Source organism: Fodinicola feengrottensis, from assembly GCF_010993775.1.
Lineage (GTDB): Bacteria > Actinomycetota > Actinomycetes > Mycobacteriales > HKI-0501 > Fodinicola > Fodinicola feengrottensis.
Window position 1 is genome coordinate 48,338 of the sequence record NZ_WOTO01000010.1, and the last position, 21,511, is coordinate 69,848.

A 21,511-nucleotide genomic window follows, 5' to 3' on the forward strand; every position below is an offset into this window, starting at 1 on the left:
CGGCCCGTACCAACCTGGTACGGGCCGCCTGGAGCTAAAAGCGGTTAAATGTCCTCGACTATTTCCGCGAATGCGATCGCTACGCCACCGGTGGAGTGCTCGACGGTGGCGCCGACCAAGCTGCCCGCCTCAGCGGCGGCGGCGCTGGCCGCCGCGTAGTCGGCGAAGTAAAGGTCCAACAGCCGGTACGCCGGGGTTGGGCCGCCGTCTTCCTTTGGCCAGACTTTCGACACCTGGAGCCGAACCAGACCGGGAAGCTTGCGCGCCAGCGCGAGCTGGTCGGGGTAAGCGGCCTCGAAGGCGGCCGGGTCCTTCGGGTTCGAATAGACGAAGCTGATCTTGGTCGGGTGATCCGACATGAATGCTGTTTCCTTCTCGTCGAGTGACATCTTGACCGGTGACGCCGGTCCCGCTGCGGTCAAGTCAACCGGCGGGGAATCGCCGGCACCACGCAGAACAGCACGCAGAAGTGCGTACGCAGAGCGCTCCCGATCGGTCAGGACTGCGTGGCGTACGCCTGTGCCGCACGTGCCGTCAGTGCCTCACGTTCGGCTGGGGACTCCGCTGCCTCCAGCCGCAGGCGAGCGAACAGCCGGACCAGATCGTGGAACCGGTAGCGCCCCGCCACGCTGTCCATCAGCAGGCCAAGGTCGACGAGTTCGTCCAGCGCATCCCAGGCGACCTCCATCGGCACCTCGCCAACGACCGCGGCGAGGGCCGCGTCAAAGTCGCTTTCCGGTACCACGGCCAGCCGCCGAAACACCCGCTGGGCGGTGTCCGAGAGCTGCTCGTACGACATCCCGAACGCGGTGGCGATCTTCAGGTCACCGGCCTTGAACTGATCCAGCCGGTGTTCCTCGTCGGCGAGCCGAGCCACCAGTGCGGCGGCATCCCAGCCGGGCCGGCTGACCAGCCGGTTCCCGATGATCCGCAGCGCCAGCGGCATGCCCTCGGACAACTCGGCCAGCTGGTGGAGTGCCGATTCCTGGTCGCGGGCGGCACGCACGCCCAGAATCCCGGCCAGCAGCTCGGTGGCCTCGGACGGTGAGTGAGGTCCGAGGGCGAGCCGGCGTACGCCCTCCAGACCAGCCAGCAGCCGCCGGGCCGTGATCAGCGCCCGGCTCGCGCCATCTCCCGGCAGCAGGGGGCGCACCTGCTCCTCCTCCTCCGACCCGGCGTTGTCCAGCACGACCAGCGCATGCCGGTCCCGCAGCAGCGACCGATACACCGAAGCGCGCTCCCCGGCATCGTCCGGGATCTCCTCGTCCGCGACACCGAGCGTACGAAGGAGCAGCCACAACGTGTCCGCGGCGGTCGCTGGCCGCGGGGACATCCCCAGCAGGTCAACGAAAAACACTCCGCCGGGGAAGCTTGGACGCAGGGCGTGGGCCGCCCGGACGGCAAGGGTGGTCTTGCCCATGCCCCCGGAGCCGGTGATCAACGAGACCACACTCTCGGCGCACTCCAGCTCACTCGTCCAGGCCAGTTCCGCGGCACGGCCGGTGAAGTCGTCGACCGGTCGGGGCAGTTCACAGAGGCTGGCTGGACGGGCCCAGTGATCCCGTAGCCGGCCGTCCCGCGCCAGCTCGACAAGCTGCTTGCCGGCATCCCCTTCCAGGGCAAGCGCCTCCACCAAGGCCGTGACAGTCCGATGGTGCGGCCCCTTGCTTCGGCCACGCTCCAGATCCGACAGGGTCCTCGCACTGACCCCCGACCTCTCGGCCAACTGTTTCCAGCGTCAGCCGCGCCGCGCGCCGATGGCCGCGCAGCACTTCTCCAAAACCCGGACCGTCAATGATCGGAAACTATAGATAACGCGCGAGGTAGGCAAACAAACCGGGTGCCATCATGATCGCCCCCACCCGTACTATCCGCGCATGCGCCAGCCGACCTACCCCATCGACACCGACCGCCTCTTCCTCCGCCTTTACCAGCACAGTGATCTCGATCAGCTGCACGACATCCACCGCCGATCCGACGTGGTGCGCTATCTCTACTGGACCGAGAAGTCCCATGAACAGACCAAAGAGATGCTCGACCGGCGCATGCAGAAGACCGTTTTCGACCCCGACTCCGACGGCCTCATCCTCGCTGTCGAACGCAAGGACACCGGAGAACTGATCGGCGACATCAGCTTGTTCGACTACGACAAAGTCACACCAGGCCGAGTTCGGGTTCATTTTCCATCCCGACCACCAAGGCCGTGGATTTGCCAGCGAGGCCGCCCGGGTCGGGCTTGACCTCGCCTTCGACGCTTTCGGACTGCGTCGGGTGATTGGCCGTTGCGACGCCCGGAACACCGCGTCAGCGAAGCTGATGGAACGGCTTGGTTTGCGGCGCGAGGCGCATTTCCGGGAAGACGAGTTCTTCAAAGGCGAGTGGAGTTCCACGTACGTCTACGCCATTCTCGCCAGCGAATGGAACTAAGTCCTGCTGCCCGCAGGAGCGCCTCCCACCTGGTGAACGGTCGGTTGACGCTCAAGTCCGCGACGGCCGGAAGTTGCCGATCTAGCCGGTGATCGGCTCGGCTAGCGCCGCTCGCGAGGAAGGCGCTGGGAAAGGGTCGGCGAAATACTGCGTTTCATGCGTCACGAAACCGTCGGCGAACTCCATGATGCTGACCGTGTTGGTCGGTACGCCGTCATAGGTGATCACACATTCGCTCACCCAAAGGTCACCACCGCCGACTATGCGGGTGATGGTGAAATGGCGCTCGGCCGGGTGTCCGCCACGCTGCGCCTGGATTCTTGCGCGGCCTCGAAACCGCTCCCCCGACTGGGGATAGTCCAAAATCGCGTCGGCGGCATAGACCGCGTGCTCGGTGTCAACGTCCCCGCGCTCGGAGGCCGTCCAGTGCTCCGCTATCCGCGCTCGCGTCTGGGAATCCTGCGTCATTTGTCTGCCTCATCTGGTCGGAGCCAAGAATCCTACCCACGACCTTTACCGTACAAAATCAAGAAAAGGACCCGCGACACGGCGGCGAGTAGCGCATGCCGGGGAAATACTGGTTCCATTGGGCCTTGGTGATCTGCGGCGACACCAGTGCGCACACCTGGTTCGCCACCTGGTCGGGATCGGTCTGCCAGAGCACCGCGGTCTCGTCGTCGCCGGCGCTGATCAGCCGGTGCGAATCCGGCCCGAAAGCCACCGTTCGTACGGATCCGGTGGCCGCGCTGAGAGTGGCCAGCGGGCTCGGCTGCCGGAGGTTGGCGATGTCCCAGAGCACGACGGTGTGGTCGGCACTGGCCGCCGCGGCGACGGTCTGGTCGTCGGGACTGACGGCGACCGCGTCCACCGCGTCGGTCGGTCCGACGAGGGTGGCGAGGGCGGCGGGCCGCGACCCGTTGCTGACATCCCACAGCCGTACGGTCCGGTCATTGCCCCCGCTGACCAGAAGCCGGCCGTCTCGGCCGAACATGACCGACTGGACCGCTCCGCCATGCCCGCCCAGCGTGGCCGACAGCGACCAGTGGTGTGGATCGGCCACCTTCCACAGTCGGATCGTGTTGGCGTCCACCACCGCGAGCGTCCGACCGTCTGGGCTGTACGCAAGGGAAAGCGCGCCATCGGAGTGCGAGTTCGGCAGCACCGCGACGACGGCCGGGTGGGTCGGGTCGGCGAGGTCCCAGATCCGGGCGGTGCCGTCCACACTGCCGGCGCGAGGGTGCGCCCGTCCGGACTGAAAGCGACCGCGAAAACGGCCGCGGTGTGACCGGTGACGGCGCCGAGCCGGACCGGGTCGCGCGGCTGGGCGATGTTCCAGAGCTGCACGGTGGCGTCATTTCTGGCGACCGCCAGCGTCCGCCCGTTCGGGCTGAACGCGAGGCCGAAAATCGCATTGCCACCAAAGACCGCGGTCGCCGGGCCGGTGAGGACGGCCATCGCGCCGGGGTGGTCCGGGTCGGTGACATTCCACAACCGAGTGGTTCCGTCCGCACCCGCGGTCGCCGCCATGCCGCCGTTCGGGCTGTACGCGGCGGCGTTCACGGTGTCGGTGTGGCCGGCCAGCATCGGCCCGGGAAGGTCGTGCAGCCAGACCGTGTGGTCCGAGCTCGCGGTGGCCAGCGTCCGACCGTCCGGGCTGAAGGCCACCGCGTTGATCTCGTCGGTTTGCCCTCCGAGCACCGGCAGCGCCACCGGTTGCCGGGGATCGGTGAGATCCCACCGCCGTACGGTGTGGTCGACCGCGCCGGTGGCGATGGTCCGGCCGTCCGGACTGAAAGCGACCGAGAGGACCTGGTTGTCCTGGCTGACGGTGGCCAGCGGACTCGGCTGGCTCGGCACCGCGACATCCCACAGCCGTACGGTGTGGTCCCGGCTCGCGCCGGCCAGCTCCCGGCCGTCCGGGCTGAACGCCACCGAGTTGACGCTGTCCGCGGCGCCGGTCAGGCTGGCATCGCTGGTGGGATGGGAAAGATCGGCGACATCCCACAGCCGTACGAGGTGATCCGCGGTCGCGGTAGCCAGCGTCCCCCCGTCGTGGCCGAACGCCACCGACAACACCGCGGCGGTGCCGGGGATAGTCCCCGCCAGCCGCGGATGGCCCACCAACCACAGCTGCGTCGCCCCGTTTTCCTGCGCAGCGGCCAAAGTCCGGCCGTCCGGCGCGAATGCCACCGACGTCACCGCGGCTGCGCACCGCAGCACGCCCTCGGTGACCGGGTGGCGCGGGTTGGCGACGCCCCACAGTCGTACGGTGCCATCGCTGCCGGCGGAGGCCAGCATCGTCCCGTCCGGGCTGAAAGCAACCGCGTTAACGACGTTCGAGTGACCCGTCAGCAGGGCCAGTGAGCTGGGATGATGCGGGTCGGTGACGCTCCACAGCCGGACCGACTCGTCCACCCCCCGCGGTCGCCAGCACCTTCCCGTTGGGGCTGTAGGCGGCCGCCTCCACGCTGTCAGTGTGGCCGGTCAGCGCCGTCGCGTACGGCTGCGCGAGCGTACTCACCAAGCTGCTACGAGCCGCCGTGGTCGGGCTCAGCCGGTACGCGGCGAGGCTCAGCTGGGCGGCCAGCGCCGGGTTGGTGGCACGCAGCGCAGTGGCCTGCTGGGCGACGCTGTCCGCCTGTGCCCGGTCCCGTTGCTGGTTCGCCGTCCCTTCGGCGTAGGTCGCGAAGCCGGTCGCGGTGGTGAGCAGCACGAGCGCGACGGTCAGCAGGGCGACGAGCTGCCGCAACCGCCTGGTTCGCCGCCGGGTCGCGGTGTTCTCCGCCGTCTCGGCAGCCTCGCTGGCCGTCAGGAACCGCTGTTCCGGGCCGGTCAGGTGAGCATCGTGGCTCGCCATCCAGTCCCGTACGGCGGCCAGCCGGGCACCCCGATAAAGCGCGCCAGGATCCTGGTCGAGTGACTCCCACCCGGCGGCCGCGACAGTGAGGGACCGGTGGATCCGGAGCCCGTCGCGGTCCTCCGCTAGCCATTCGCGCAGCCGCGGCCAGCTCCGGATCAGCGCCTCGTGGGTGACCTCGATCCACTGCGCGTCGACGGTGATCAGCCGCGCGGCAACCAGCCGCTCCAGCAGGACCTCGACCTGCGGCCGGTCGGTGCAGAGCTCGGCACGATCGATCCGCCGCCGAGTGTCCTCGGTGCCCTCCCCCAGCGCGGTGAGCCGCAGGAAGAGGTCTTTCGCGAGCTTGCGCTGGGCCGCGTCGAGGTCCCGATAGACGGCGTCCGCAGTCTGCGCGACCGCATGCACGATCCCACCGGCGGCCTCATAACCGGCCAGCGTCAAGGTGTTTCCGCGGCGGCGCCGCCAGGTTTCCAGCAATGCATGGGAAACCAGTGGCAACACGGCTGGTTGACCCACGCTGTCAGCGACCACCCGGGCGAGCAACGCACCCTCGACGACATAGCCGGCCAGCGTCGCCGGCCTGGTGGTCACCTGCCGCAACTGGTCCGCCGTCAGCGGGGTGACCAGCAGTTGCGCATCCTGCAACGCCTCGGCGAGCGGCTGGTGGCTGACGCAGTGGGTAAAGAAATCGGTGCGTACGCCAATGACCACCCGGACCCTGCTCGTCGGCGCTTTCACCACATAGAGCAGGCAGTCGACGAACCTTTCGCGTTCCTGTTTGTCAGGACAGAGCGTGAACAGCTCCTCGAACTGATCGACCACGATCAGCACGTCGTCGTCGGTCTCCGAGACCAGTTGGCGGACGATCAGATGCAGGCTCGCCGGGTCGGCGTCCAGCTCCGTACGCACCGCGCTCGCGGACCTGCCGGTCGCCGTGGCCACCGCGAGCGCCAGCTCCTGCAGTGGACGCGCGCCCGGGCTCAGCAGCAGCACCGGGCGCGACTCGGTGGCGCCGAACCGGGGCACCAGTCCGGCGCGCAGCACCGAGGACTTTCCGGCCCCGGATGCGCCGAACACCGCCAGGAACCGCTGCCTTTCCAGCCGGCGGCTGATCTCGTCGACCAGGTCCTCCCGGCCGTAAAACCGGTCGGCGTCGGCGGGTTGGAATGCGGCGAGCCCGACGTAGGGCGCGGTGTGCGGATCCGGTTCGGCCTCGGATTCCGCACCACTCGCCTCAGCCGCCACCGCCGCGGCGACCGCATGCCAGCGCTGCTCCCACTCGGTGTCGTCGCCGTCACAGGCGCGTACGTACGCGAGGGTCACCGCGAGGCTCGGCAGTTTGCGGCCACCGGCGGCGTCGGACAGCGTGCCGGCCGAGAAATGCGCACGACGGGACAGCTCGCGGTACGGCGGGCTGCCGGCCTTTTCGCGTACCGCCCGCAAATCGGCGGCGAACCGTACCAACGCGCTGTCCACGGTGTCTAACGGACGCTCCGGACGCGGCATGATCACGAAGGTTAACCGGTTGCCGCCCGATGTCCACCGGTTTAGCGCAAACATCGCTATTCGTTGACTGGTGCGGCCCTCTTATCCCGCTTCACCGGCAGCCATCGCGTCAGTTCCGGCACCAGCGCGGCGACCAGGCCAGCGCCGAAAACACACAGGGTTTGTTCCCATGGATGTCCGAAAAGCCCACTGGTCAGATCTTCGGTAAGGAAAATATGGTAATCCCCGTTCGGAAAAGGGCGGACCGGCGGCAACTCGCCATGAGCTGGTACGAACCAGAAGCCGGAATGGAACCAGTCAAGAGCGGCCAGCCCGGTGCCGCCGGGAAATGCCTCGATCATCGCGGCCAGCACCTGCGTGTCGAGGTCGTCGGCACCGCGGCCGGCGGCGGTGAAGATCGGCGCCAGGTCGATCGTCACCGCACCGGCCGGCTCGCGGATGGCCGGCCAGCTGGACACCGTCGTACCCGGGCGAAACTGGAAGTCGGCCTGAAAACGCTGCCGCCAGCGCTCGTCGTCGAGCAGGATCCAGCTCAAGCCGGCCTCCTCCTTTCGTGACGGCGATCGCGGGTCAGTCCAGGGTGATCTGGCAGACGTTGACCGCGGGAGAGTAATCCTCGCTGTTGTTGTGATAGAAGATCCGGACAGTCTGGCAGTTATAACCGGGCGCGAACGATATGGTGAATTGACCAGCCGCACCATAAGAGGACTTGTATTCACTCACGTCCGACACTTTCTCGTTAAGCGTCCCGTGCCCGGAGAAGCAATACCACCAAGGGGCACCGGTCTCCACACCGGTGAGAAATCCGATCGCGGACGCATCGCTGCATGATCCCGGGCCGATGCCGTTGGGCCCGATGGTGGCTTTGACGATCTGCAGGTGCACCCCCGACTGCCCAACCTGCTCGGCTTGCGAAGTCTGCTCGGCGGCCGCGGCCGGCATCGCCGTCGCCGCACAGAGGCCGACCGCGGTGAGCGCGCGCACCCGGTCGCGGCGATCAGTCTGGCTGTTCGCATCTTCCATCCTCCCAAGGATCGCTGGTTTCCCGTTCGACAGCCTTTGTCTAGTGGATCCGGGCTGTTCGCGTTCGGTTCGCCCATACCGAACGACAAACACCGGACAACCGCTCGACCGGCCGCACTCGTACGCCCGGGGGATGTTCGGGGTTTGTCGTTCGGTGCGCGATCGTCGATGCCGAACAACGTTGGTCGGCTAGACAGAACTGGCCGTACCCGTGCACCGACGAAGGACGTGATGGTGAACCGTCAGAAAACCTGGGCCCGAGCGGTCACGCTGGCCGGCGGCACGCTGGCCAGCCTCGTACTGATTTCCTCGCCCGCGTGGGCCGGCAACAGCTCGCCGAACGCGCCCTCGGAACCCACTCACTCGATCTTCTGCTCCAACCCGGCCGGCTGGCATGTCGACTACGGCTTCTCCGGAACGGCCAACAACAACACCGAAGGCGGCTGGGTCATCAACGCGATCCGGGACACGCCTGAGGAGACGTTCTACTGGGCCACCTACTACCAGCAGGATCCGCCCGGCTCCAGCTCCAACGTCGAATGGACCTGCTGAAGATGCCCGCCACCACTGAAAGGGACACTTCCATGCGTCGTACGAGCTGCTGGCGATGGGGACTGCGAACCTCGATAGCCGCGACACTGCTCGCCGGCCTGGTCGCCACGGCCGGCCCGGCCTGGGCCGGCAACAGCCAGTCGCTGGCCCCGAGCCCACCGGTCATGGGCCACTTCTGTTCGTACGACAACGCGCCGAACTGGAAGGTGGGCTACCGGTTCGACGGCTACAGCAACAACAATAATTACGGCGAATGGCGGATTAACTCCGTAACGCGCGACACCCCCGAAGAGACCTTCTTCTCCACGACTTTCGAGGACTTCACCATTCCTGGCTACTCCAACGTCGAAATCACCTGCTAGCCGTCGAGCGCCGGACAATGTCCCGCAGTCGATGTCGAGTGCGGGACATTGTGCTGCAGTCGATGAGCTGCTTCCTACTCAGTGGCAAGAAAAGTGTGGCACTTGGCGAGCCGCCGGCGCTCACATGGTGGGCCGGACGGCGGCGGTGCACGACTCGAGAGCCGGTGGCTCGGCTGGCCCGGGAGCACTGGGCGAAGGCCGGTGTTGGGCCGGCGGTCGGCGTGACAGCAGGTATCCGGTGAGTGCGGTGACGAGGCCGGCGAGCCCGGCTACCGCGAAGCCGCCCACCGGCACCCAGGCGTCGATCGTTCCTCCGACGATCGGGGAGCCGAGTGCGAAGCCCGCGCTCAGTGCCGAGGACTGAAGGCCCGTCGCGACGCCGCGCACGCCGGCCGGCGCGAGCCGGCTGACCGCGTCGGCGACCGCGGACAAGGTCGGCGCGGTGAGCAGCCCGGCACCGACACCGGCCACGCACAACCAGGCCCAGCGGGGGCAAGCCCCGCGGGGATGGTCGCCAGCCCGAGCAGGCCGAGCAGGAGCCAGGTGGACAGCGGCCGGGACAGCGCGCCGTACACCAACCCGCCGACGACCGAGGACGCCCCGTATACGGCCACCACCACGGCGGCCCAGGACACCTGGCCGACCGCCTTGAGGGTGGCGACGATGGCGAGGTCGGTGCCGCTGAGCAGCATCGTGGTGCCGAACGCCATCACCAGCACGGCGATCATGCGCGGGCCCATCCACTCCCGGAGACGGGGACGGCCGGCCGGCCCGGCATCGATCTCGCTGTCGGCCCGCAGCGGCGGATTGAGCAGGGCAATCCCCACCCCACCCGCCGCGATCGCCGCGCCGACGCCCCCCCACGCCACCACGCCCGACGACAGCTGTGACGCGCAGAGGATCGCGATCGGTGGGCCGACCATATAAGACAATTCGCCCTGCACCGACTCCAGCGCGAACGCGGCCCGGCGCTGTCCCGCCGTCGTCGTCGCGGTGATCGCCTGCCTGGTCACCAACTGGGCCGGCACCATCAACAGGCCCGCCGCACCGGCGGCGGGAAGCAGGATCCCGTACGGCAGTGCCGGCACGCCCAGCCAGAACACCACCTGCGCGGCGGCGGTGACCAGCAGGACGATCCGCGGGCCTCGCCGGTCGACCATCCGACCCGCCAGCGGCCCGCCCAGCGCCATCCCGGCGGTCATGGCCGCCGCGACACCGCCGGCCGCCGCGTAGCTCATGTGCAGGCCCAGCACGATGTACATAGTCAGCGCCATCACGTCAGCCGTGATCGCGACGCGGGCCACCAGCGAGACGCCCAGCAACGGCGCCATCCCCGGCGCGGCGAGCACCTGTCGGTAGCTGGTCACCGGCGCAACCATAGATCGCCCCTTACGCCATAGGAACTGGTGATCCGTTGGAGCTGACATAACGTCTGCTTATGGCCCGGGACTTGGAGACCGCTCTGCTCCGCTCCTTCGTCACCGCCGTGCGGGCCGGCAGCATCAGCCGGGCCGCGACCGCGCTCGGGCACACCCAGCCGGCGCTCAGCCAGCAGCTACGCAGGCTCGAACGCACCGTCGGTCGTCCGCTGCTGAACCGGTCGCCGTCCGGAGTTTCGCCGACCCGGGCGGGTGAGGAGTTGCTGCCGTACGCCGAACGCATCCTCTCACTCTGCACACAGGCACTCACCGAGACCGGGCGCGCGCTGACTGGCCACTGCGGCGTCGGCCTCCTGGAGGACCTCGCTCCGTCCCACCTTCCGCTGGTCCTGGCCGACCTGGCCCGGCTGCACCCCGGCGTGACGCTGGAGGTCCTCTGCCCCCCCGCCGCCGCGATGCGCGATGCCTACGACGCGGGCCGCGTCCAGCTCGTACTCGACGAGGTCATCTACCTGCCGGCGCCACCCCGCTGGACGGTCCACCGTCCGCTGGTGTGGGCGGTCGGCGAGGGCGTCGACGTGGCCGCGGATCCGCTGCCCGTGGTGCTGTTCGCGAACACCTGCACGTGGCGGACCTCGACCCTGGAGGCGCTGGCCGGCGCGGACCGGCGCTGGCGGGTCGCGTTCGAAAGCGACACCCTCGCCGGCCTGCTCGCCGCGCTGCAGGCCGGGCTCGGCGTCACCGCCCTCATGCCCGCCAACGTCGACCCGGCCATGGCCTGCCACCACCCGGACGCCCTGCCCACCCTGCCGGACGTGGAACTCGGCCTCACCCGACACCCACGCACCGGCGGGGATCCGCTGGTCGATGCCGTCGAGACCGCGCTGCGTCGGATGATCTGAGAAACAGCTATTTCTCGGCCTTGTGTTTCTGCCGGGCCGCGTCGATTTTGGCGCCCTCACCGGAGCGGAGGTCGAAGTGCATCAGGTCCTTGGTGCCGCCGTACGTGCCGCCCCAGGTGAGACCGGCGCCGGCGAGGGCCATCACCACCGACTCCTGGAAGTCGATGAAGCCCTTCTCCGGCGAGGTGTGGCCGGCGAAGTCCTTGCTCCCGACAATCGCCTTGTCGTCCTTCTCGATCTGGGCCAGCCAGCCGGCCTCGTCCGTCGGCTCGCCCTTGCGAGGTGTGTGCGCGTCGACCGCCGCCTTGAGGGCCGGCCTGTTCGCGGGATCCTTGAACGAGAGGTACGTGATCAGCGCACTGGAGGCGCCGGTGAGCTTGTCGTACGACGTCTTGGTGTCGCCAAGTGACGTACCCACATCCACCGGGCTGCCAGCGACCAGGCTGGTCGCGCGCACGATGACGTTGGGCGCGGTCCGGCCGTTCAGCACCAGGTACGGGTTGCCCGCGTAGTTCAGATCAACCGCCAGCCCGAACGTGTGCATGCTGATGCTGGTGCCACCGACGGCGGCTTTGGGGATCCGCATGTCGGCGGCCCGCGGGCTCATGCCGAGCTTCTTGCCCAGCGCGACCGCGTCCAGCTTGTCCGGATTGGCTTTCGGGTCGGCGACCAGGGCCGCCTCGGCCCGCTGGAGCGCCTCGGCCAGGTCCTTGTGTACGCGTACCGAGACGTTGAGAAACTTCCCCTGCTGAACGTCCCCGTACCAGCCGACGACCGTGTGACCGGCCGCCTTCAAGATGTCCTCGACATCCTCGGTCTTCAGCGCCATTTGCGCGGCCGCGACCTTGGTCCGCAGGGCTCGCAGGTCGGCCAGCTCCTTGGCGTCCGCCTCGGGCATCTCGGTTTTGGCCTTGGTGGCCTTTTTCTCGGCCTTGATCAGCGCCGCGAGCCGCTTCGTACCGTCCTTGAGTGCCTTGGCGTCCGTCGCCCGCTGCTCCGGGGTCTGCGCGGCGATCGCGTCTTTTTGGGCCTGAGTCAATGAATACTCCGACGCCGCGCTACTCGCCCGCCAGCCCTTGAGCGCGCCCGCCGCCGCGGGTGCGGTGGCCGGCGCCGTCGCGGTCGTCCCCTTGATGATAGCGGCCGGCATGGTCGTGGCGGTTCCGCTGACCGCTGGCGTGGTCTTGACCGCTGGCGGGATTTTGGTTGGTACGACAGGTGCGGCTGCCTTCGTCGTACCGGCCCAGGACCATTTCACTGCCTGACCCCGGTCGCTGGTCGGGTCCGTAGACGCGCGCAAGGCGTCCGCCACTGCCCCGTTCTTCGCGCCGCCTTTGGTGCCCTTGCTGATCAAATGCTCGTGGTCGACACCCGCCGCGGAAACCTCGATGAACCGGAACAGGTCCGCCACAGTCACAGCTGAGGAGGTCGGGTCGCGCCACGGGGCAGGCACCTTCTCGATCGCCTCACCGAGCGCCGCGTTCTGCTTCTGGTAGCGAGCCACGTAGAACCCGCCGGCAGCGAAGTAGGCCCGCAGCTTCGGGGTCGCCGCGATGGCCGCCTGCGCGTCCTCAGGTCTGGCGACTGTTTTGAGCGCGATCGTCAGGGCGTTGACCTGCTCAATCGCCCACTTGGTGACCTCAACCTCTCCCTCGGCGTCGAACACCACCACCATGTCGGACGGCTGTGGCGCGGCTTTGCCGTCCTCGGCCGCCGGCAGCTTGCCCCGATCGGACGTCTTCGCGGTCCCGCTCTTCAGGCTGTTGGCGAGGGCGAAGCCACCGCCGCTGTGCGCGGTCTGGATCAACGAGTAGTTCGTGATTTCCTTCAGCTCGGGCACCTTACTGAACACGTCCGCGATGTAGTCGAAGGTCGGCACCTTGCCGAAGTCGGACATGCCACGGCCCTGCACCAAAATCGTCACCACCGACGGCCCCTTGGCCGCCTCGCGCTCCTTGTCGACCGCACCCAGCTGCTGTTCCCAGTGCTCCTGATCGACATCGCGGACAGTGCCCTTCTTGCCCGCCTCCGCCGACACGGTGTAACCGGCGTACGGATCGCCTCCCCGGAAGCCGTAACCGTGGAAGTGCAGCACCACCTGGACCGGCTCCTTGCCCAGCGAACTGGGAAAGATCGCCACTGCCATGTGGTCGACGTCTTCGTGGGTCTTGGTCCGTTCGGTGCTCTGATGGTCCACCGTGACGGTCTTCTTCTCTTTGGTGACCGGGTCCACCGTCGTACGGGTGCTGGTGTACTTGTCCTGGAAGCTGCCTTTCAGGCCGTACTTGAGCCCATGCACCTCGCGCCGGACCACCCCTTCGTCCTTGAACGACCGGCCGTCCTTCGAGGAATAGCCGTTCGGGTCCGCGTCCTTGTCCAGCGGCGCCCGCTGAACTGTCCAGCTGCCCCAGCGGTGTGTCCTCATCACGGCGGCCTGACCGTACGAGCCGTTGCACCGCGCGATTGCCGGCCGTGCGCTGGATGGTTCCCATCGCCCTCGCCATGGCGCCGCGATCGCCACCGCGCGGCAGAACTGGCCGGGCCACCGGGCGATCTGGTGGGACCGCCCGCGCGGGCGCCGGCCGGGCCTCCCACTGTTTGGCCTGGTCCACCCCGGTCTTGTCCACCTCGCCTCCGCTCACCCGCACTCACCGAGAAGACGTGACACGGCCGTGCCATCTGCCCGATCAGGAAAAGCGCGTGACTCGATCGGGAAGGCTCCGCTTATGACTTGCCAGGTGGGTGACGCGTTTCGTCAGAGTATGGGCGCCATGATGCAATCAAAGACAGCGCTCATCATTGGGATCGAGCCTTGGGCCTGAGGTCAGGAGGCGGTGATGTTGACTAGCCAGGGGATGCCGAATTTGTCCGTACAGGAGCCGAACTCGTCACCCCACATCTGCTTCTCCAGTGGCGTCGACACGGTGCCGCCGGCGGACAGCTTCTCCCAGTAGCCACGCAGCTCGTCGGCATCGTCTCCGCTCAGGCTGACGGTGATGTTGGTGCCGGGGTTGTACTCCATGCCCGGCGGTGTGTCGGAGACCATCAGCGTGTAGCCGCTGTCGGTTTCCAACTGGCCGTGCATGATCTGATCCGCCTCCGGCGAGTCCGGCATGCCGAACTCCCGGAAAGTCGACATCGTCAGGGTCCCCCCGAGGACCGTCTGGTAGAACTCCAACGCCGCACGGGCGTCGCCGCGGAAGCTGAGGTACGGGTTCAAACGACTCGTCATGCGGCCATCTTCGCAGCTCAACAAGGTCTCCACCAGGCGACACAGGCAAGCCAACCGGCTCCTGCATCATTTGTCACAGTAGGGGCATCCCTACCCTGCTTTGGTGGGTTGACACGACTCACCGGACCCGGCCAGCCGTGTCAGGCTCGGCATACTTCCCTTATGCCACGCCAAAGGACCGATGATGGTAAAAACATTCGCACTGGCCGCGGCCGCACTGGTGGCCAGTGTCGCGATCGCTGCTCCGCACCAGGACCTGCCGCCGCTCAATGACTCGGTCTTGCGCCACGCACTGCAAGTCCGGCCGACCGACAAAGTCACCGGCGCGCTGTTGCGGATCACCGGTTCGGCCGGCCAATGGTCTGGCACGTCCGGTGCCGGAGACATCGCGAACCACCAGCCGGTGCCACTCAACGGCCGGTTCCGGATCGGCAGCATCAGCAAGGTCTTCACCGCGGCCGTCGTCCTGCAGCTCGCCGCTGAACACAAAATCGTTCTCACCAATACCGTGCAGCACTACCTTCCCGGCCTGCTACCGGAAAATCTGCCACCGGTCACCATCGGCCAGCTACTCAACCACACCAGCGGACTTCCGGACGACGACAGTCCATTCAAGACCACCGGCGACGCTCAATGGTTCGTCGACCACCGTTTCGACGTGTGGACCCCAGCGCAGATCGTCGCCATCGACAGTCGGCATCCGATGCAGTTCGCGCCGGGTACGAAACAGAAGTACGACGGGATCAACTACTACCTGGCCGGCTTGTTGATCGAGAAAATCACCGGCAACACGTACGCGGCAGAGGTCCAGCACCGGATTATCAGCCCGCTGGGACTGCACTGCACGACACGTCCGTCCCTGGCCCGTACGATTTCGCGATTCCAGGCCCACATTCGCACGGATATGTAGCTGTTGGCGACAAGCTGGTGGACGTAACCGAGGAAAGCCCGTGGGCGTGGGCCGAAGGCGGCCTGATCTCCAGCGCCGCCGACCTGGACCACTTCCTTACCGCACTGTTCAAAGGGGGAAAAATCGTACCCGCCAGCGAGCTCAACGAGATGTTCACGCTGCCGGTGAGCCCGGACGGCACACCAGTCCCGTACGTTGACGCATCCAACTGCCCAGGCGGCAACGCCTGCTACAGCATGGGACTGATGAAGGTCTCGCTGCCCGGCACCACGATTTTCGCGTGGGGCAAGACCGGCTCACGTCCCGGCTACACGGACGGCGTGTTCGCCACCCCTGACCTGAAGCGCAAAATCGTCTATGTGTTGAACCCGACCGGCAACAAGGACGGCTCCGAACAGCCATTCGTGCTGCGGTTGGCATCGGCCGCCTTCCTCGGTAAATAATCAGACCCGAAACGCCCGGAAAAGTGTCCCGACAGTTTCCAGTGGCGCTCCCAGCAGCGTTTCCACGCGCGCGAATCACCTCTTCGTATTAGTATCGCGGGAACATGTCACAGTTCCCCCGAGGAGAAGGTCATCATGCGAGTTAACCTGGATGTCGCGGACGCGGTTATCGATATTGGCGACAAGGGAGTTCAGCTGTCGCTTTCGGATAACTCCGGTTCGGTCGTCGGGCACGTGCGGATCGGCCATTCGGGAGTGGAGTGGCGCAAGGGCGCCAGCCGGGTCGGCCGGGCGAAGAAGATTCCGTTGCGACAGTTCATCACCGCGTTGGAAAAGGCGATGGACGGCGGCCCAGTCGCGGCCAGTCGCAAGGTGACTCCACCGGCGGCGAAGAAGGCTGCCAAGAAGGCAGCGCCAGCGGCGGCGAAGAAGGCCGCCAAGAAGGCGAGCAAGGCAAAGGCCGCACCGGCAGTGGCCAAACGCGGCCCCGGCCGTCCGCGCAAGAAGGTCGCCGCACCGGCACGTAAGGCCGCGAAGCGCCCCGGCCGTCGCGCCGCGATCGACACCCAGACCGTCCGCGCCTGGGCGCAGGGGCAGGGAATGCAGGTCGCTGGCCGCGGCCGGCTGTCCAGCTCCATCATCGACGCGTACCGCCAGGCCAACTAAAGAAACGGCAGCGACCGAATTCAGCGACCCCTTTTCGCCGCCGGCAGCGATTAGGGTTTGTTGAGATAGCTGAGAACGGCGAGGACGCGGCGATTGTTGTTGTCGTCGTCAGTAATGCCGAGTTTTCCGAAGATCGACGTGGTGTATTTGCTGATGGCGCTCTCGCTGAGAAAAAGCCGTTGGGCGACGGCCTGGTTGGACAGGCCTTCGGCCATCAGGCTGAGGACGGACTGTTCGCGTTCGGTGAGGCTTCCCAGCCGCCGGTTCGACGTGCCGCTGGCGAACAGTTTGGTGATGACAGCCGAATCCATGGCGGTGCCACCACCAGAAACCCGAGTGAGGGCGTCCATGAACTGGTCGGCGTCGAACACGCTTTCCTTGAGGAAATAGCCGACGCCCCCGGCGCCGTCGGCCAGCAGTTCCCGGGCATAGAGCTGTTCGACGTGCTGCGACAGGATCAACACCGGCAGGCCGGGGACTTTCCGGCGGGCCTCCAGCGCCGCCCGCAGTCCCTCATCCGTCTGGGTCGGCGGCATCCGTACGTCCACGATGGCGACGTCCGGTTGCCAGGCCAACAGGGCGTCGAGGGTCTCGGGCCCGGTCGTCGCGGTCGCCACGACCTCGTGCCCGTACGCCTCTATAAGGCGCACTATTCCGTCGCGTAAAAGGTAAAGATCCTCGGCTACAACGATTCGCATGGCACCACCATTCTCGCGCGGGTCGGACCGCCGGCCGGACTGTCGACCTCCAGGGTGCCGTCGAAGGCCGCGAGCCGGCGACGCAGCCCCTCCAGTCCGCCGCCGGTACGTACGCTGGCGCCGCCCTGACCGTTGTCTTCGACCTCCGCGACGATCCCGGTGCCGTCGTGGGCGACGGAGATCCGCGCTGGGACGCGTGGGCATGCTTGACGGCGTTGGTGAGCAACTCGGCGACCCCGAAATACACCGCCGACTCGATCGGCGGGTCCAGACGCGACTGAGCATCGGCGTTGACGGTCGTTTCCAACGGGCTGTCCAAGGCGAGGGCGCGTACGGCATCGACGAGACCGCGCTCGTTCAAAACCGGCGGGCTGATGCCCTTGACCAGGTCACGGAGCTCGGTCAGGGACGTGGAGGCGCCGACCCGCGCCTCCCGTAGCAGCGCCCGGGCCTGGTCGGGGTTGGTTTCCATCAGCTTTTCCGCGGTCGCCAGCGAAAGCCCGAGCGCGACCAGCCGGGCCTGCGCGCCATCGTGCAGGTCCCGCTCGATCCGGCGGATCTCGGCGGCCTGCGCGACCGTCGCGTCGGCCCGCTGGTCAGTCAGGTCACCCACCCGCTCCGCCAGCTCCATCGCGGCCGACGGGCGCAGGAAACGGACGGCGACCGGCTTCATAACCCGCCACGCGTACGGGGCGCGGTGCCCACCGCGACGATCGCGCCGGCAACCGCGGCGGCGACCCCGAAGCGGGTGAACCCGAGGATCGCCGCCACCACGGCGGCCGGCGGGATGGCCGCGACACCCCCCCCATCGTCAGCGGCGCGATCAAGACGAACCGCAGGTCACGCCAGGTGGCCGGGTCGTTCCACACCAGCCGCCAGCGCTGCTGCTGGCGGGCGTCTCGCTGGCTTCGCGCGTACGTGAACCCGTTCCACCAGTAGCCGGTCGCCATCCGGGTCACCGGGACGGCCTTGCGGTACCCGGCCGCAATCGCGGTGCCCGTCCACCTCGCGACCAGGAACCGAACCAGCCGGGACAGTGGGCGCGGGAGCGCGACAGTTCCGATGCCCGCCCAGACAATCGGCGCTATCGAGGCCCACAGGCCCCACCAGATCACCGCCACCACCACGGCCGCCCACAGAGCCGGAATCACCAGCGCGACAGCCAGGACGACACTCGCTCGTACGAACCCGATGCAGGCGCTCGCAAGCCACCCCATTAGCTGTTTCATGACCCCTCTTCGCAATTCTGTGACCCGACTGTACGGCCGGGAACGACTTCGGTGAGTCAACTGTGCACGCTGGACGGCCCGATTCTCGCCGTTGAGAGCGTGAAGTAGGTCTAGCCACACCCAACCGTGCGGCCAGGCCCATTCCGCCGATGACCCGCGTTTCCTACTGTCACATCCATGACATTCACCCCGAGAAAAGAAACAGACCTGAAACCCACCAGGGCCGACCAGATTTCGGCCGCTCCCAGCACCCTGCCCGCCGCACGACTGTGGTTCGTCGACAATCTGCGGGTCATCCTGACCGCGCTGGTGATCCTGCACCACATCGCGGTCACCTACAGTGGGCTTTCAGTCTGGTATTACAACGAAAAGCCGGCCAGCGCGGCCGTCGGGCTCGGGCTGACCATCTTCGCGCTGGTCAACCAGTCCTGGTTCATGGGCGCGTTCTTCCTGCTCTCCGGCTATTTCACGCCCGGATCGTACGATCGCAAGGGTCCGCGCGCGTTCCTGCGTGACCGGCTGGTCCGGCTGGGGATCCCGTTGGCGGTGTTCTATTTCGTGCTCAACCCATTGCTCTACCTCGGCGCCTACCCAGGCGGTTCGCCAGTGGACTTCTACCTGCGGACCATCGGGTCCGGGCCGTTGTGGTTCGTGCTCGCGCTTTTCGTCTTCGACGGCGCGTACGCGGCTTTTCGGCACTTGACCAGGAACCGCACGCCGCGCGAACGCCGTTCCCAGCCACTCACCTACCCGATGGTGCTGGGGTTCGTACTAGCGCTCGCTTTGACGACCTACGCGTGGCGTGTCATCGTTCCGGAAGGCACCTTCGTACCGATCATCGGCTTCCCGAGCAGTGGCTACTTGCCGCAGTACATCAGCTTTTTCGTGCTGGGCACAGTGGCGTACCGACGCGGTTGGCTGACCACCATCACCGCCGCGATGGGCTGGGGCGGGCTCGGGACTGGCCACCGGTGCCACCCTGATCTTCCTTCCGGTCGCACTCATGGGCGGAACCACGGCGATCTTCGGACACGGCACTCTCAGCTCGCTGTTCTACGCCCTCTGGGACTCCACTTTCGCTGTTGGCATGGTCCTCGCGTTGCTGACTTTCTTCCGCGGCAAGGTCAACGGGCATGGACCGGTACGCCGATACCTGTCCAGCAACGTGTTCGCAGTTTACGTCATTCACGCTTTCGTGGTGACGGCAGCCGGTTACGCACTCAGCACCGCGGCCGTACCCACCTTGGCGAAATTCGCTATCGGGGGGGCCGTCGTCGCGCTGCCGGTCTGTTTTCTGCTCGCCGGCGCGATCCGCAAACTCCCCGGCGTCCGTCGAGTACTCTAAACCAGTCAGAAGCCGAAGTTCGTACGCTTGATGACGACCGGCTTGGCCGGCAGGCCGTCGAGTGGGCCGCGGTCGCTGGGAATGATGCCGGCGGCGACGATCCGGTCGAGGGTGTCCATGCCGCTGACAACCCGGCCCAGCACCGAGTAGTTCGCCGGAATGTGGGCGAAAGAATGCACGATGAAGAATTCGCTGCCGTTCGTCCCAGGCCCTTGGTTGCCCATCGCGATGGTGCCCCGAGGGTACGTCTCAGTGCCGTTGACCTCGTCGGGGAATTTATAGCCGGGACCGCCCTTCTCCACCTCAACGAGATCTCCGCACTGCAGCACTCCCAGCCGCGCACTGTTGGTCAGCCGCCAGCATTGGCTGTGTTCATAGAAATGCTGCAGCACCAGGCTCGCCATGTTGTGAACAGCGCAGGGCGCGGCTCCGGCGCGGTTCAGCCGTACAGTGACTGGCCCGTAGTTGAAACGGAACGTGACGTCCACAGTCCCTACGGTCAGCGCGTACGGCGTCGGCCGCAGGACCGGGCGGGCCGCCGGATTTTCCGGCGTCGGGGTGAAGGTGCACCGGACCACCGGGGCGGCGGCCGATGCCGGCGCGGCGGCGATGAGAGACCCGGACAGCGAAATCAGGACGGTGGCGACGACCCAGCGCAGCTTCATGGCATGAAAATACCAAGGGCTCTCGCGTTAGGAAACTGGTGCGCCAGAATCCAGCTCCACCGGCCGATCGCCACCAGCGAGGTCCGCCCGGCGGGCCAGGCCGATGCCAAGGACATCGCGAATGTAGATCTCGATGAACTCCGGCAACCACGGATCAGCGTCTATCCTGGCGAACACTTCCAGCAGCCGCTCGTCCGGCTGAGCCGCGAGATGGACGATCCGCCATTCGTTCAGTGGCCGGTTTTCGTCGCCACCAACGGAATGCTCGACATGGAAGATCGGCTGGTCGGTGCTGGCGTGGAGCTGCACACCGTCGCGGTCCGGATGTTCGGCCGCCCCGACAAAGGTGACTTTCTGTTCGGCGTGGTTGAGGTGGGTCTGTTCGATAATCAAGCCGTATTGCTCACGCGCGAGCCACAGACGCTGGGACGAGGTGCGTACGAAGGTGTCGTCACCTCCCCAAGCCTGCGCACTGCCTTTTTGGCCACCACACCAGGAATGAACAGATCGGGTCGGCGCGCCTTGCGTACCTCGACATCCCACAGCTGAGCCCGGCTCAGGCGTTCACTCGGTTCGTACCGTTCGGCCAGCACGCTGTTGACATCAATCGGACGCATTTCATAGCGGGTATTGGCTGGATCGGCCCACGCCTGGGCGAATATCGTCTCGTAATCGAGAAAGTCCATCGAAACCTCCGTAGTTCAGCTTCTCTTCTCCGAAAACCGACGACTGGAGCGTCTGGTGTCGACGTTGTCGGTCATGGCACCCAAAACGTGGGGCAACTCGGCCACCGTCCGAGCGGGCAGGCCGGCGGCAGTTTCGTCAGCCAGTCCACGCCACAGCTCTTTGACCTGGTCGACGAGGGCTTTACCCTGGTCGGTCAACTCAACGATGCTGGCGCGCTTGTCGGAAGGCGCGGGCGTACGACGAATGTGCCCGATGGTTTCGAGAGCTTGCGACTCATCAGCGTGACGCTGGGCGGCTCGCAGCCCAGCGCCTCGCTGAGCTGGGCCTGAATCATCGGGCCAGTACGGGCGAGCTCGAGCAACAGCGCCTCCTGCCCGGGATAGAGACCAAGCGGGGCCAGCAACTCCGCGGCTCTCGCGCGGTGCCGCAGACACAGCAGGCGGATGGCCTGGTTGAGGACATCGGCGCTCTCGAAATCCACGCGACCTCCTCAGCGAGTTGGTTACGCGCATAACGTTATGCGCATAACCAACTATTCGCAAGGCCCTGATGCGTGGTTACTACCGCTAACTTGGGTGAGATGGTCTGACAAGAGTACGATGTGTTCGCGATCGTGAATGTCGAG

22 protein-coding genes and 6 pseudogenes are annotated in these 21,511 nt (G+C 66.8%); 8 read left to right on the top strand and 20 right to left on the bottom strand.

The genetic code is table 11. From position 1 onward, the window contains the following. Nucleotides 1–44: 44 nt before the first annotated feature. Both GNX96_RS11555 and GNX96_RS11560 read right to left on the bottom strand, forming a co-directional pair. Nucleotides 45–389, bottom strand: a complete 345-nt coding sequence (locus tag GNX96_RS11555; protein WP_279580037.1) for an EthD family reductase — start codon at nucleotides 387–389, stop codon at nucleotides 45–47. 107 nt (nucleotides 390–496) lie between these two features. Further along, nucleotides 497–1,633, bottom strand: a complete 1,137-nt coding sequence (locus GNX96_RS11560) for an NB-ARC domain-containing protein (RefSeq protein ID WP_390623975.1) — start codon at nucleotides 1,631–1,633, stop codon at nucleotides 497–499. 244 nt (nucleotides 1,634–1,877) lie between these two features. Here GNX96_RS11560 and GNX96_RS11565 point away from each other — a divergent pair. Further along, nucleotides 1,878–2,427 (top strand): annotated as a pseudogene (locus tag GNX96_RS11565) (GNAT family N-acetyltransferase). Nucleotides 2,428–2,508: 81 nt separating this feature from the next. On the opposite strand, the gene GNX96_RS11570 reads toward GNX96_RS11565, so the two are convergent. From GNX96_RS11570 to GNX96_RS11585, 7 genes and pseudogenes are all read right to left on the bottom strand, one after another. Beyond that, nucleotides 2,509–2,895: a nuclear transport factor 2 family protein gene (locus GNX96_RS11570; protein WP_163568092.1), complete on the bottom strand. Its 387-nt coding sequence runs from the start codon at nucleotides 2,893–2,895 to the stop codon at nucleotides 2,509–2,511. A gap of 58 nt (nucleotides 2,896–2,953) precedes the next feature. Next, a complete protein-coding gene (locus GNX96_RS50885; RefSeq protein ID WP_279580038.1) occupies nucleotides 2,954–3,148 on the bottom strand; it encodes a hypothetical protein in 195 nt (64 codons plus the stop codon). Nucleotides 3,149–3,265: 117 nt separating this feature from the next. Beyond that, nucleotides 3,266–3,649 (bottom strand): annotated as a pseudogene (locus GNX96_RS63160) (WD40 repeat domain-containing protein); the annotation flags it as partial. A 14-nt stretch (nucleotides 3,650–3,663) separates the two neighbouring features. Beyond that, nucleotides 3,664–4,842 (bottom strand): annotated as a pseudogene (locus tag GNX96_RS50890) (WD40 repeat domain-containing protein); the annotation flags it as partial. After that, complete coding sequence (locus GNX96_RS50895; RefSeq protein WP_279580040.1) at nucleotides 4,754–6,763, bottom strand: nSTAND1 domain-containing NTPase; 2,010 nt, start codon at nucleotides 6,761–6,763, stop codon at nucleotides 4,754–4,756. The gene GNX96_RS50895 and the pseudogene GNX96_RS50890, both read right to left, overlap by 89 nt. A gap of 86 nt (nucleotides 6,764–6,849) precedes the next feature. Continuing rightward, nucleotides 6,850–7,329, bottom strand: a complete 480-nt coding sequence (locus GNX96_RS11580) for a DUF2716 domain-containing protein (protein ID WP_163568093.1) — start codon at nucleotides 7,327–7,329, stop codon at nucleotides 6,850–6,852. A gap of 34 nt (nucleotides 7,330–7,363) precedes the next feature. Further along, nucleotides 7,364–7,816 carry a hypothetical protein gene (locus GNX96_RS11585; RefSeq protein WP_163568094.1) on the bottom strand — a complete coding sequence of 151 codons (453 nt, stop codon included), beginning with the start codon at nucleotides 7,814–7,816 and terminating at the stop codon, nucleotides 7,364–7,366. A gap of 234 nt (nucleotides 7,817–8,050) precedes the next feature. Here GNX96_RS11585 and GNX96_RS11590 point away from each other — a divergent pair, with 234 nt between their 5' ends. Both GNX96_RS11590 and GNX96_RS11595 read left to right on the top strand, forming a co-directional pair. Further along, nucleotides 8,051–8,368 (top strand): hypothetical protein, encoded by a 318-nt coding sequence (locus GNX96_RS11590; RefSeq protein WP_279580041.1) that lies wholly within the window; start codon nucleotides 8,051–8,053, stop codon nucleotides 8,366–8,368. Nucleotides 8,369–8,370: 2 nt separating this feature from the next. Continuing rightward, nucleotides 8,371–8,730, top strand: coding sequence for a hypothetical protein (locus GNX96_RS11595; protein ID WP_163568096.1), 360 nt, complete (start codon nucleotides 8,371–8,373; stop codon nucleotides 8,728–8,730). Between the two features lie 120 nt (nucleotides 8,731–8,850). On the opposite strand, the gene GNX96_RS50900 is transcribed toward GNX96_RS11595, so the two are convergent. Together GNX96_RS50900 and GNX96_RS11600 are read right to left on the bottom strand one after the other, a co-directional pair. After that, nucleotides 8,851–9,162: a hypothetical protein gene (locus GNX96_RS50900; RefSeq protein ID WP_279580042.1), complete on the bottom strand. Its 312-nt coding sequence runs from the start codon at nucleotides 9,160–9,162 to the stop codon at nucleotides 8,851–8,853. Further along, the gene (locus tag GNX96_RS11600) at nucleotides 9,078–10,097 is read right to left on the bottom strand and encodes an MFS transporter (protein WP_279580043.1); all 1,020 of its coding nucleotides are present in this window, start codon (nucleotides 10,095–10,097) and stop codon (nucleotides 9,078–9,080) included. The genes GNX96_RS50900 and GNX96_RS11600 overlap by 85 nt, the downstream gene beginning before the upstream one ends. Nucleotides 10,098–10,168: 71 nt before the next feature. Here GNX96_RS11600 and GNX96_RS11605 point away from each other — a divergent pair, with 71 nt between their 5' ends. Then, the gene (locus tag GNX96_RS11605) at nucleotides 10,169–11,011 is read left to right on the top strand and encodes a LysR family transcriptional regulator (RefSeq protein ID WP_163568097.1); all 843 of its coding nucleotides are present in this window, start codon (nucleotides 10,169–10,171) and stop codon (nucleotides 11,009–11,011) included. 7 nt (nucleotides 11,012–11,018) lie between these two features. Here GNX96_RS11605 and GNX96_RS11610 read toward each other — a convergent pair whose 3' ends face one another. Continuing rightward, complete coding sequence (locus GNX96_RS11610; protein ID WP_163568098.1) at nucleotides 11,019–13,436, bottom strand: M15 family metallopeptidase; 2,418 nt, start codon at nucleotides 13,434–13,436, stop codon at nucleotides 11,019–11,021. 399 nt (nucleotides 13,437–13,835) lie between these two features. Further along, a complete protein-coding gene (locus GNX96_RS11615) occupies nucleotides 13,836–14,243 on the bottom strand; it encodes a VOC family protein (protein ID WP_163568099.1) in 408 nt (135 codons plus the stop codon). Between the two features lie 184 nt (nucleotides 14,244–14,427). Here GNX96_RS11615 and GNX96_RS63165 point away from each other — a divergent pair. Then, a pseudogene (locus GNX96_RS63165) lies at nucleotides 14,428–15,596 on the top strand (serine hydrolase domain-containing protein). 135 nt (nucleotides 15,597–15,731) lie between these two features. After that, the gene (locus GNX96_RS11625; protein ID WP_163568100.1) at nucleotides 15,732–16,262 is read left to right on the top strand and encodes an Lsr2 family DNA-binding protein; all 531 of its coding nucleotides are present in this window, start codon (nucleotides 15,732–15,734) and stop codon (nucleotides 16,260–16,262) included. A 50-nt stretch (nucleotides 16,263–16,312) separates the two neighbouring features. On the opposite strand, the gene GNX96_RS11630 is transcribed toward GNX96_RS11625, so the two are convergent. From GNX96_RS11630 to GNX96_RS50910, 3 genes and pseudogenes are all read right to left on the bottom strand, one after another. Then, on the bottom strand, nucleotides 16,313–17,299 hold the full coding sequence (locus GNX96_RS11630; protein ID WP_452124471.1) for a response regulator transcription factor: 987 nt from the start codon (nucleotides 17,297–17,299) through the stop codon (nucleotides 16,313–16,315). 82 nt (nucleotides 17,300–17,381) lie between these two features. After that, nucleotides 17,382–17,633, bottom strand: a pseudogene (locus GNX96_RS50905) (histidine kinase); the annotation flags it as partial. Next, a complete protein-coding gene (locus tag GNX96_RS50910) occupies nucleotides 17,566–18,189 on the bottom strand; it encodes a hypothetical protein (protein ID WP_279580044.1) in 624 nt (207 codons plus the stop codon). The pseudogene GNX96_RS50905 and the gene GNX96_RS50910, both read right to left, overlap by 68 nt. 177 nt (nucleotides 18,190–18,366) lie before the next feature. Here GNX96_RS50910 and GNX96_RS63170 point away from each other — a divergent pair. Both GNX96_RS63170 and GNX96_RS11645 read left to right on the top strand, forming a co-directional pair. Further along, a pseudogene (locus GNX96_RS63170) lies at nucleotides 18,367–19,107 on the top strand (acyltransferase family protein); the annotation flags it as partial. A gap of 85 nt (nucleotides 19,108–19,192) precedes the next feature. Then, nucleotides 19,193–19,534 carry a hypothetical protein gene (locus tag GNX96_RS11645; protein WP_163568102.1) on the top strand — a complete coding sequence of 114 codons (342 nt, stop codon included), beginning with the start codon at nucleotides 19,193–19,195 and terminating at the stop codon, nucleotides 19,532–19,534. 5 nt (nucleotides 19,535–19,539) lie between these two features. Here the strand turns inward: GNX96_RS11645 and GNX96_RS11650 are convergent, their stop codons facing one another. The 4 genes from GNX96_RS11650 to GNX96_RS50915 all read right to left on the bottom strand — a co-directional run bounded on the left by GNX96_RS11650 (nucleotide 19,540) and on the right by GNX96_RS50915 (nucleotide 21,367). Beyond that, entirely contained in the window at nucleotides 19,540–20,199 is a 660-nt protein-coding gene (locus GNX96_RS11650; protein ID WP_163568103.1) for a peptidylprolyl isomerase, read from the bottom strand. Nucleotides 20,200–20,226: 27 nt separating this feature from the next. Next, on the bottom strand, nucleotides 20,227–20,592 hold the full coding sequence (locus tag GNX96_RS11655) for a hypothetical protein (RefSeq protein ID WP_163568104.1): 366 nt from the start codon (nucleotides 20,590–20,592) through the stop codon (nucleotides 20,227–20,229). Beyond that, entirely contained in the window at nucleotides 20,589–20,885 is a 297-nt protein-coding gene (locus tag GNX96_RS11660) for an SRPBCC family protein (protein WP_163568105.1), read from the bottom strand. Before GNX96_RS11660 ends, GNX96_RS11655 begins: the two co-directional genes overlap by 4 nt. A 194-nt stretch (nucleotides 20,886–21,079) precedes the next feature. Continuing rightward, nucleotides 21,080–21,367: a MarR family transcriptional regulator gene (locus GNX96_RS50915; protein WP_279580045.1), complete on the bottom strand. Its 288-nt coding sequence runs from the start codon at nucleotides 21,365–21,367 to the stop codon at nucleotides 21,080–21,082. Nucleotides 21,368–21,511 lie beyond the last annotated feature (144 nt).

Coding starts and splice junctions, on each gene's coding strand:
- GNX96_RS11650 (WP_163568103.1), bottom strand. CDS start 20,199: ATGAAGCTGCGCTGGGTCGTCGCCACCGTCCTGATTTCGCTGTCCGGG.
- GNX96_RS11615 (WP_163568099.1), bottom strand. CDS start 14,243: ATGACGAGTCGTTTGAACCCGTACCTCAGCTTCCGCGGCGACGCCCGT.
- GNX96_RS11585 (WP_163568094.1), bottom strand. CDS start 7,816: ATGGAAGATGCGAACAGCCAGACTGATCGCCGCGACCGGGTGCGCGCG.
- GNX96_RS11595 (WP_163568096.1), top strand. CDS start 8,371: ATGCCCGCCACCACTGAAAGGGACACTTCCATGCGTCGTACGAGCTGC.
- GNX96_RS11660 (WP_163568105.1), bottom strand. CDS start 20,885: ATGGACTTTCTCGATTACGAGACGATATTCGCCCAGGCGTGGGCCGAT.
- GNX96_RS11625 (WP_163568100.1), top strand. CDS start 15,732: ATGCGAGTTAACCTGGATGTCGCGGACGCGGTTATCGATATTGGCGAC.
- GNX96_RS11630 (WP_452124471.1), bottom strand. CDS start 17,299: ATGCCGTACGCGCCCTCGCCTTGGACAGCCCGTTGGAAACGACCGTCA.
- GNX96_RS50910 (WP_279580044.1), bottom strand. CDS start 18,189: ATGAAACAGCTAATGGGGTGGCTTGCGAGCGCCTGCATCGGGTTCGTA.
- GNX96_RS11605 (WP_163568097.1), top strand. CDS start 10,169: ATGGCCCGGGACTTGGAGACCGCTCTGCTCCGCTCCTTCGTCACCGCC.
- GNX96_RS11570 (WP_163568092.1), bottom strand. CDS start 2,895: ATGACGCAGGATTCCCAGACGCGAGCGCGGATAGCGGAGCACTGGACG.
- GNX96_RS11610 (WP_163568098.1), bottom strand. CDS start 13,436: ATGAGGACACACCGCTGGGGCAGCTGGACAGTTCAGCGGGCGCCGCTG.
- GNX96_RS11645 (WP_163568102.1), top strand. CDS start 19,193: ATGGGCGGAACCACGGCGATCTTCGGACACGGCACTCTCAGCTCGCTG.
- GNX96_RS11555 (WP_279580037.1), bottom strand. CDS start 389: ATGTCACTCGACGAGAAGGAAACAGCATTCATGTCGGATCACCCGACC.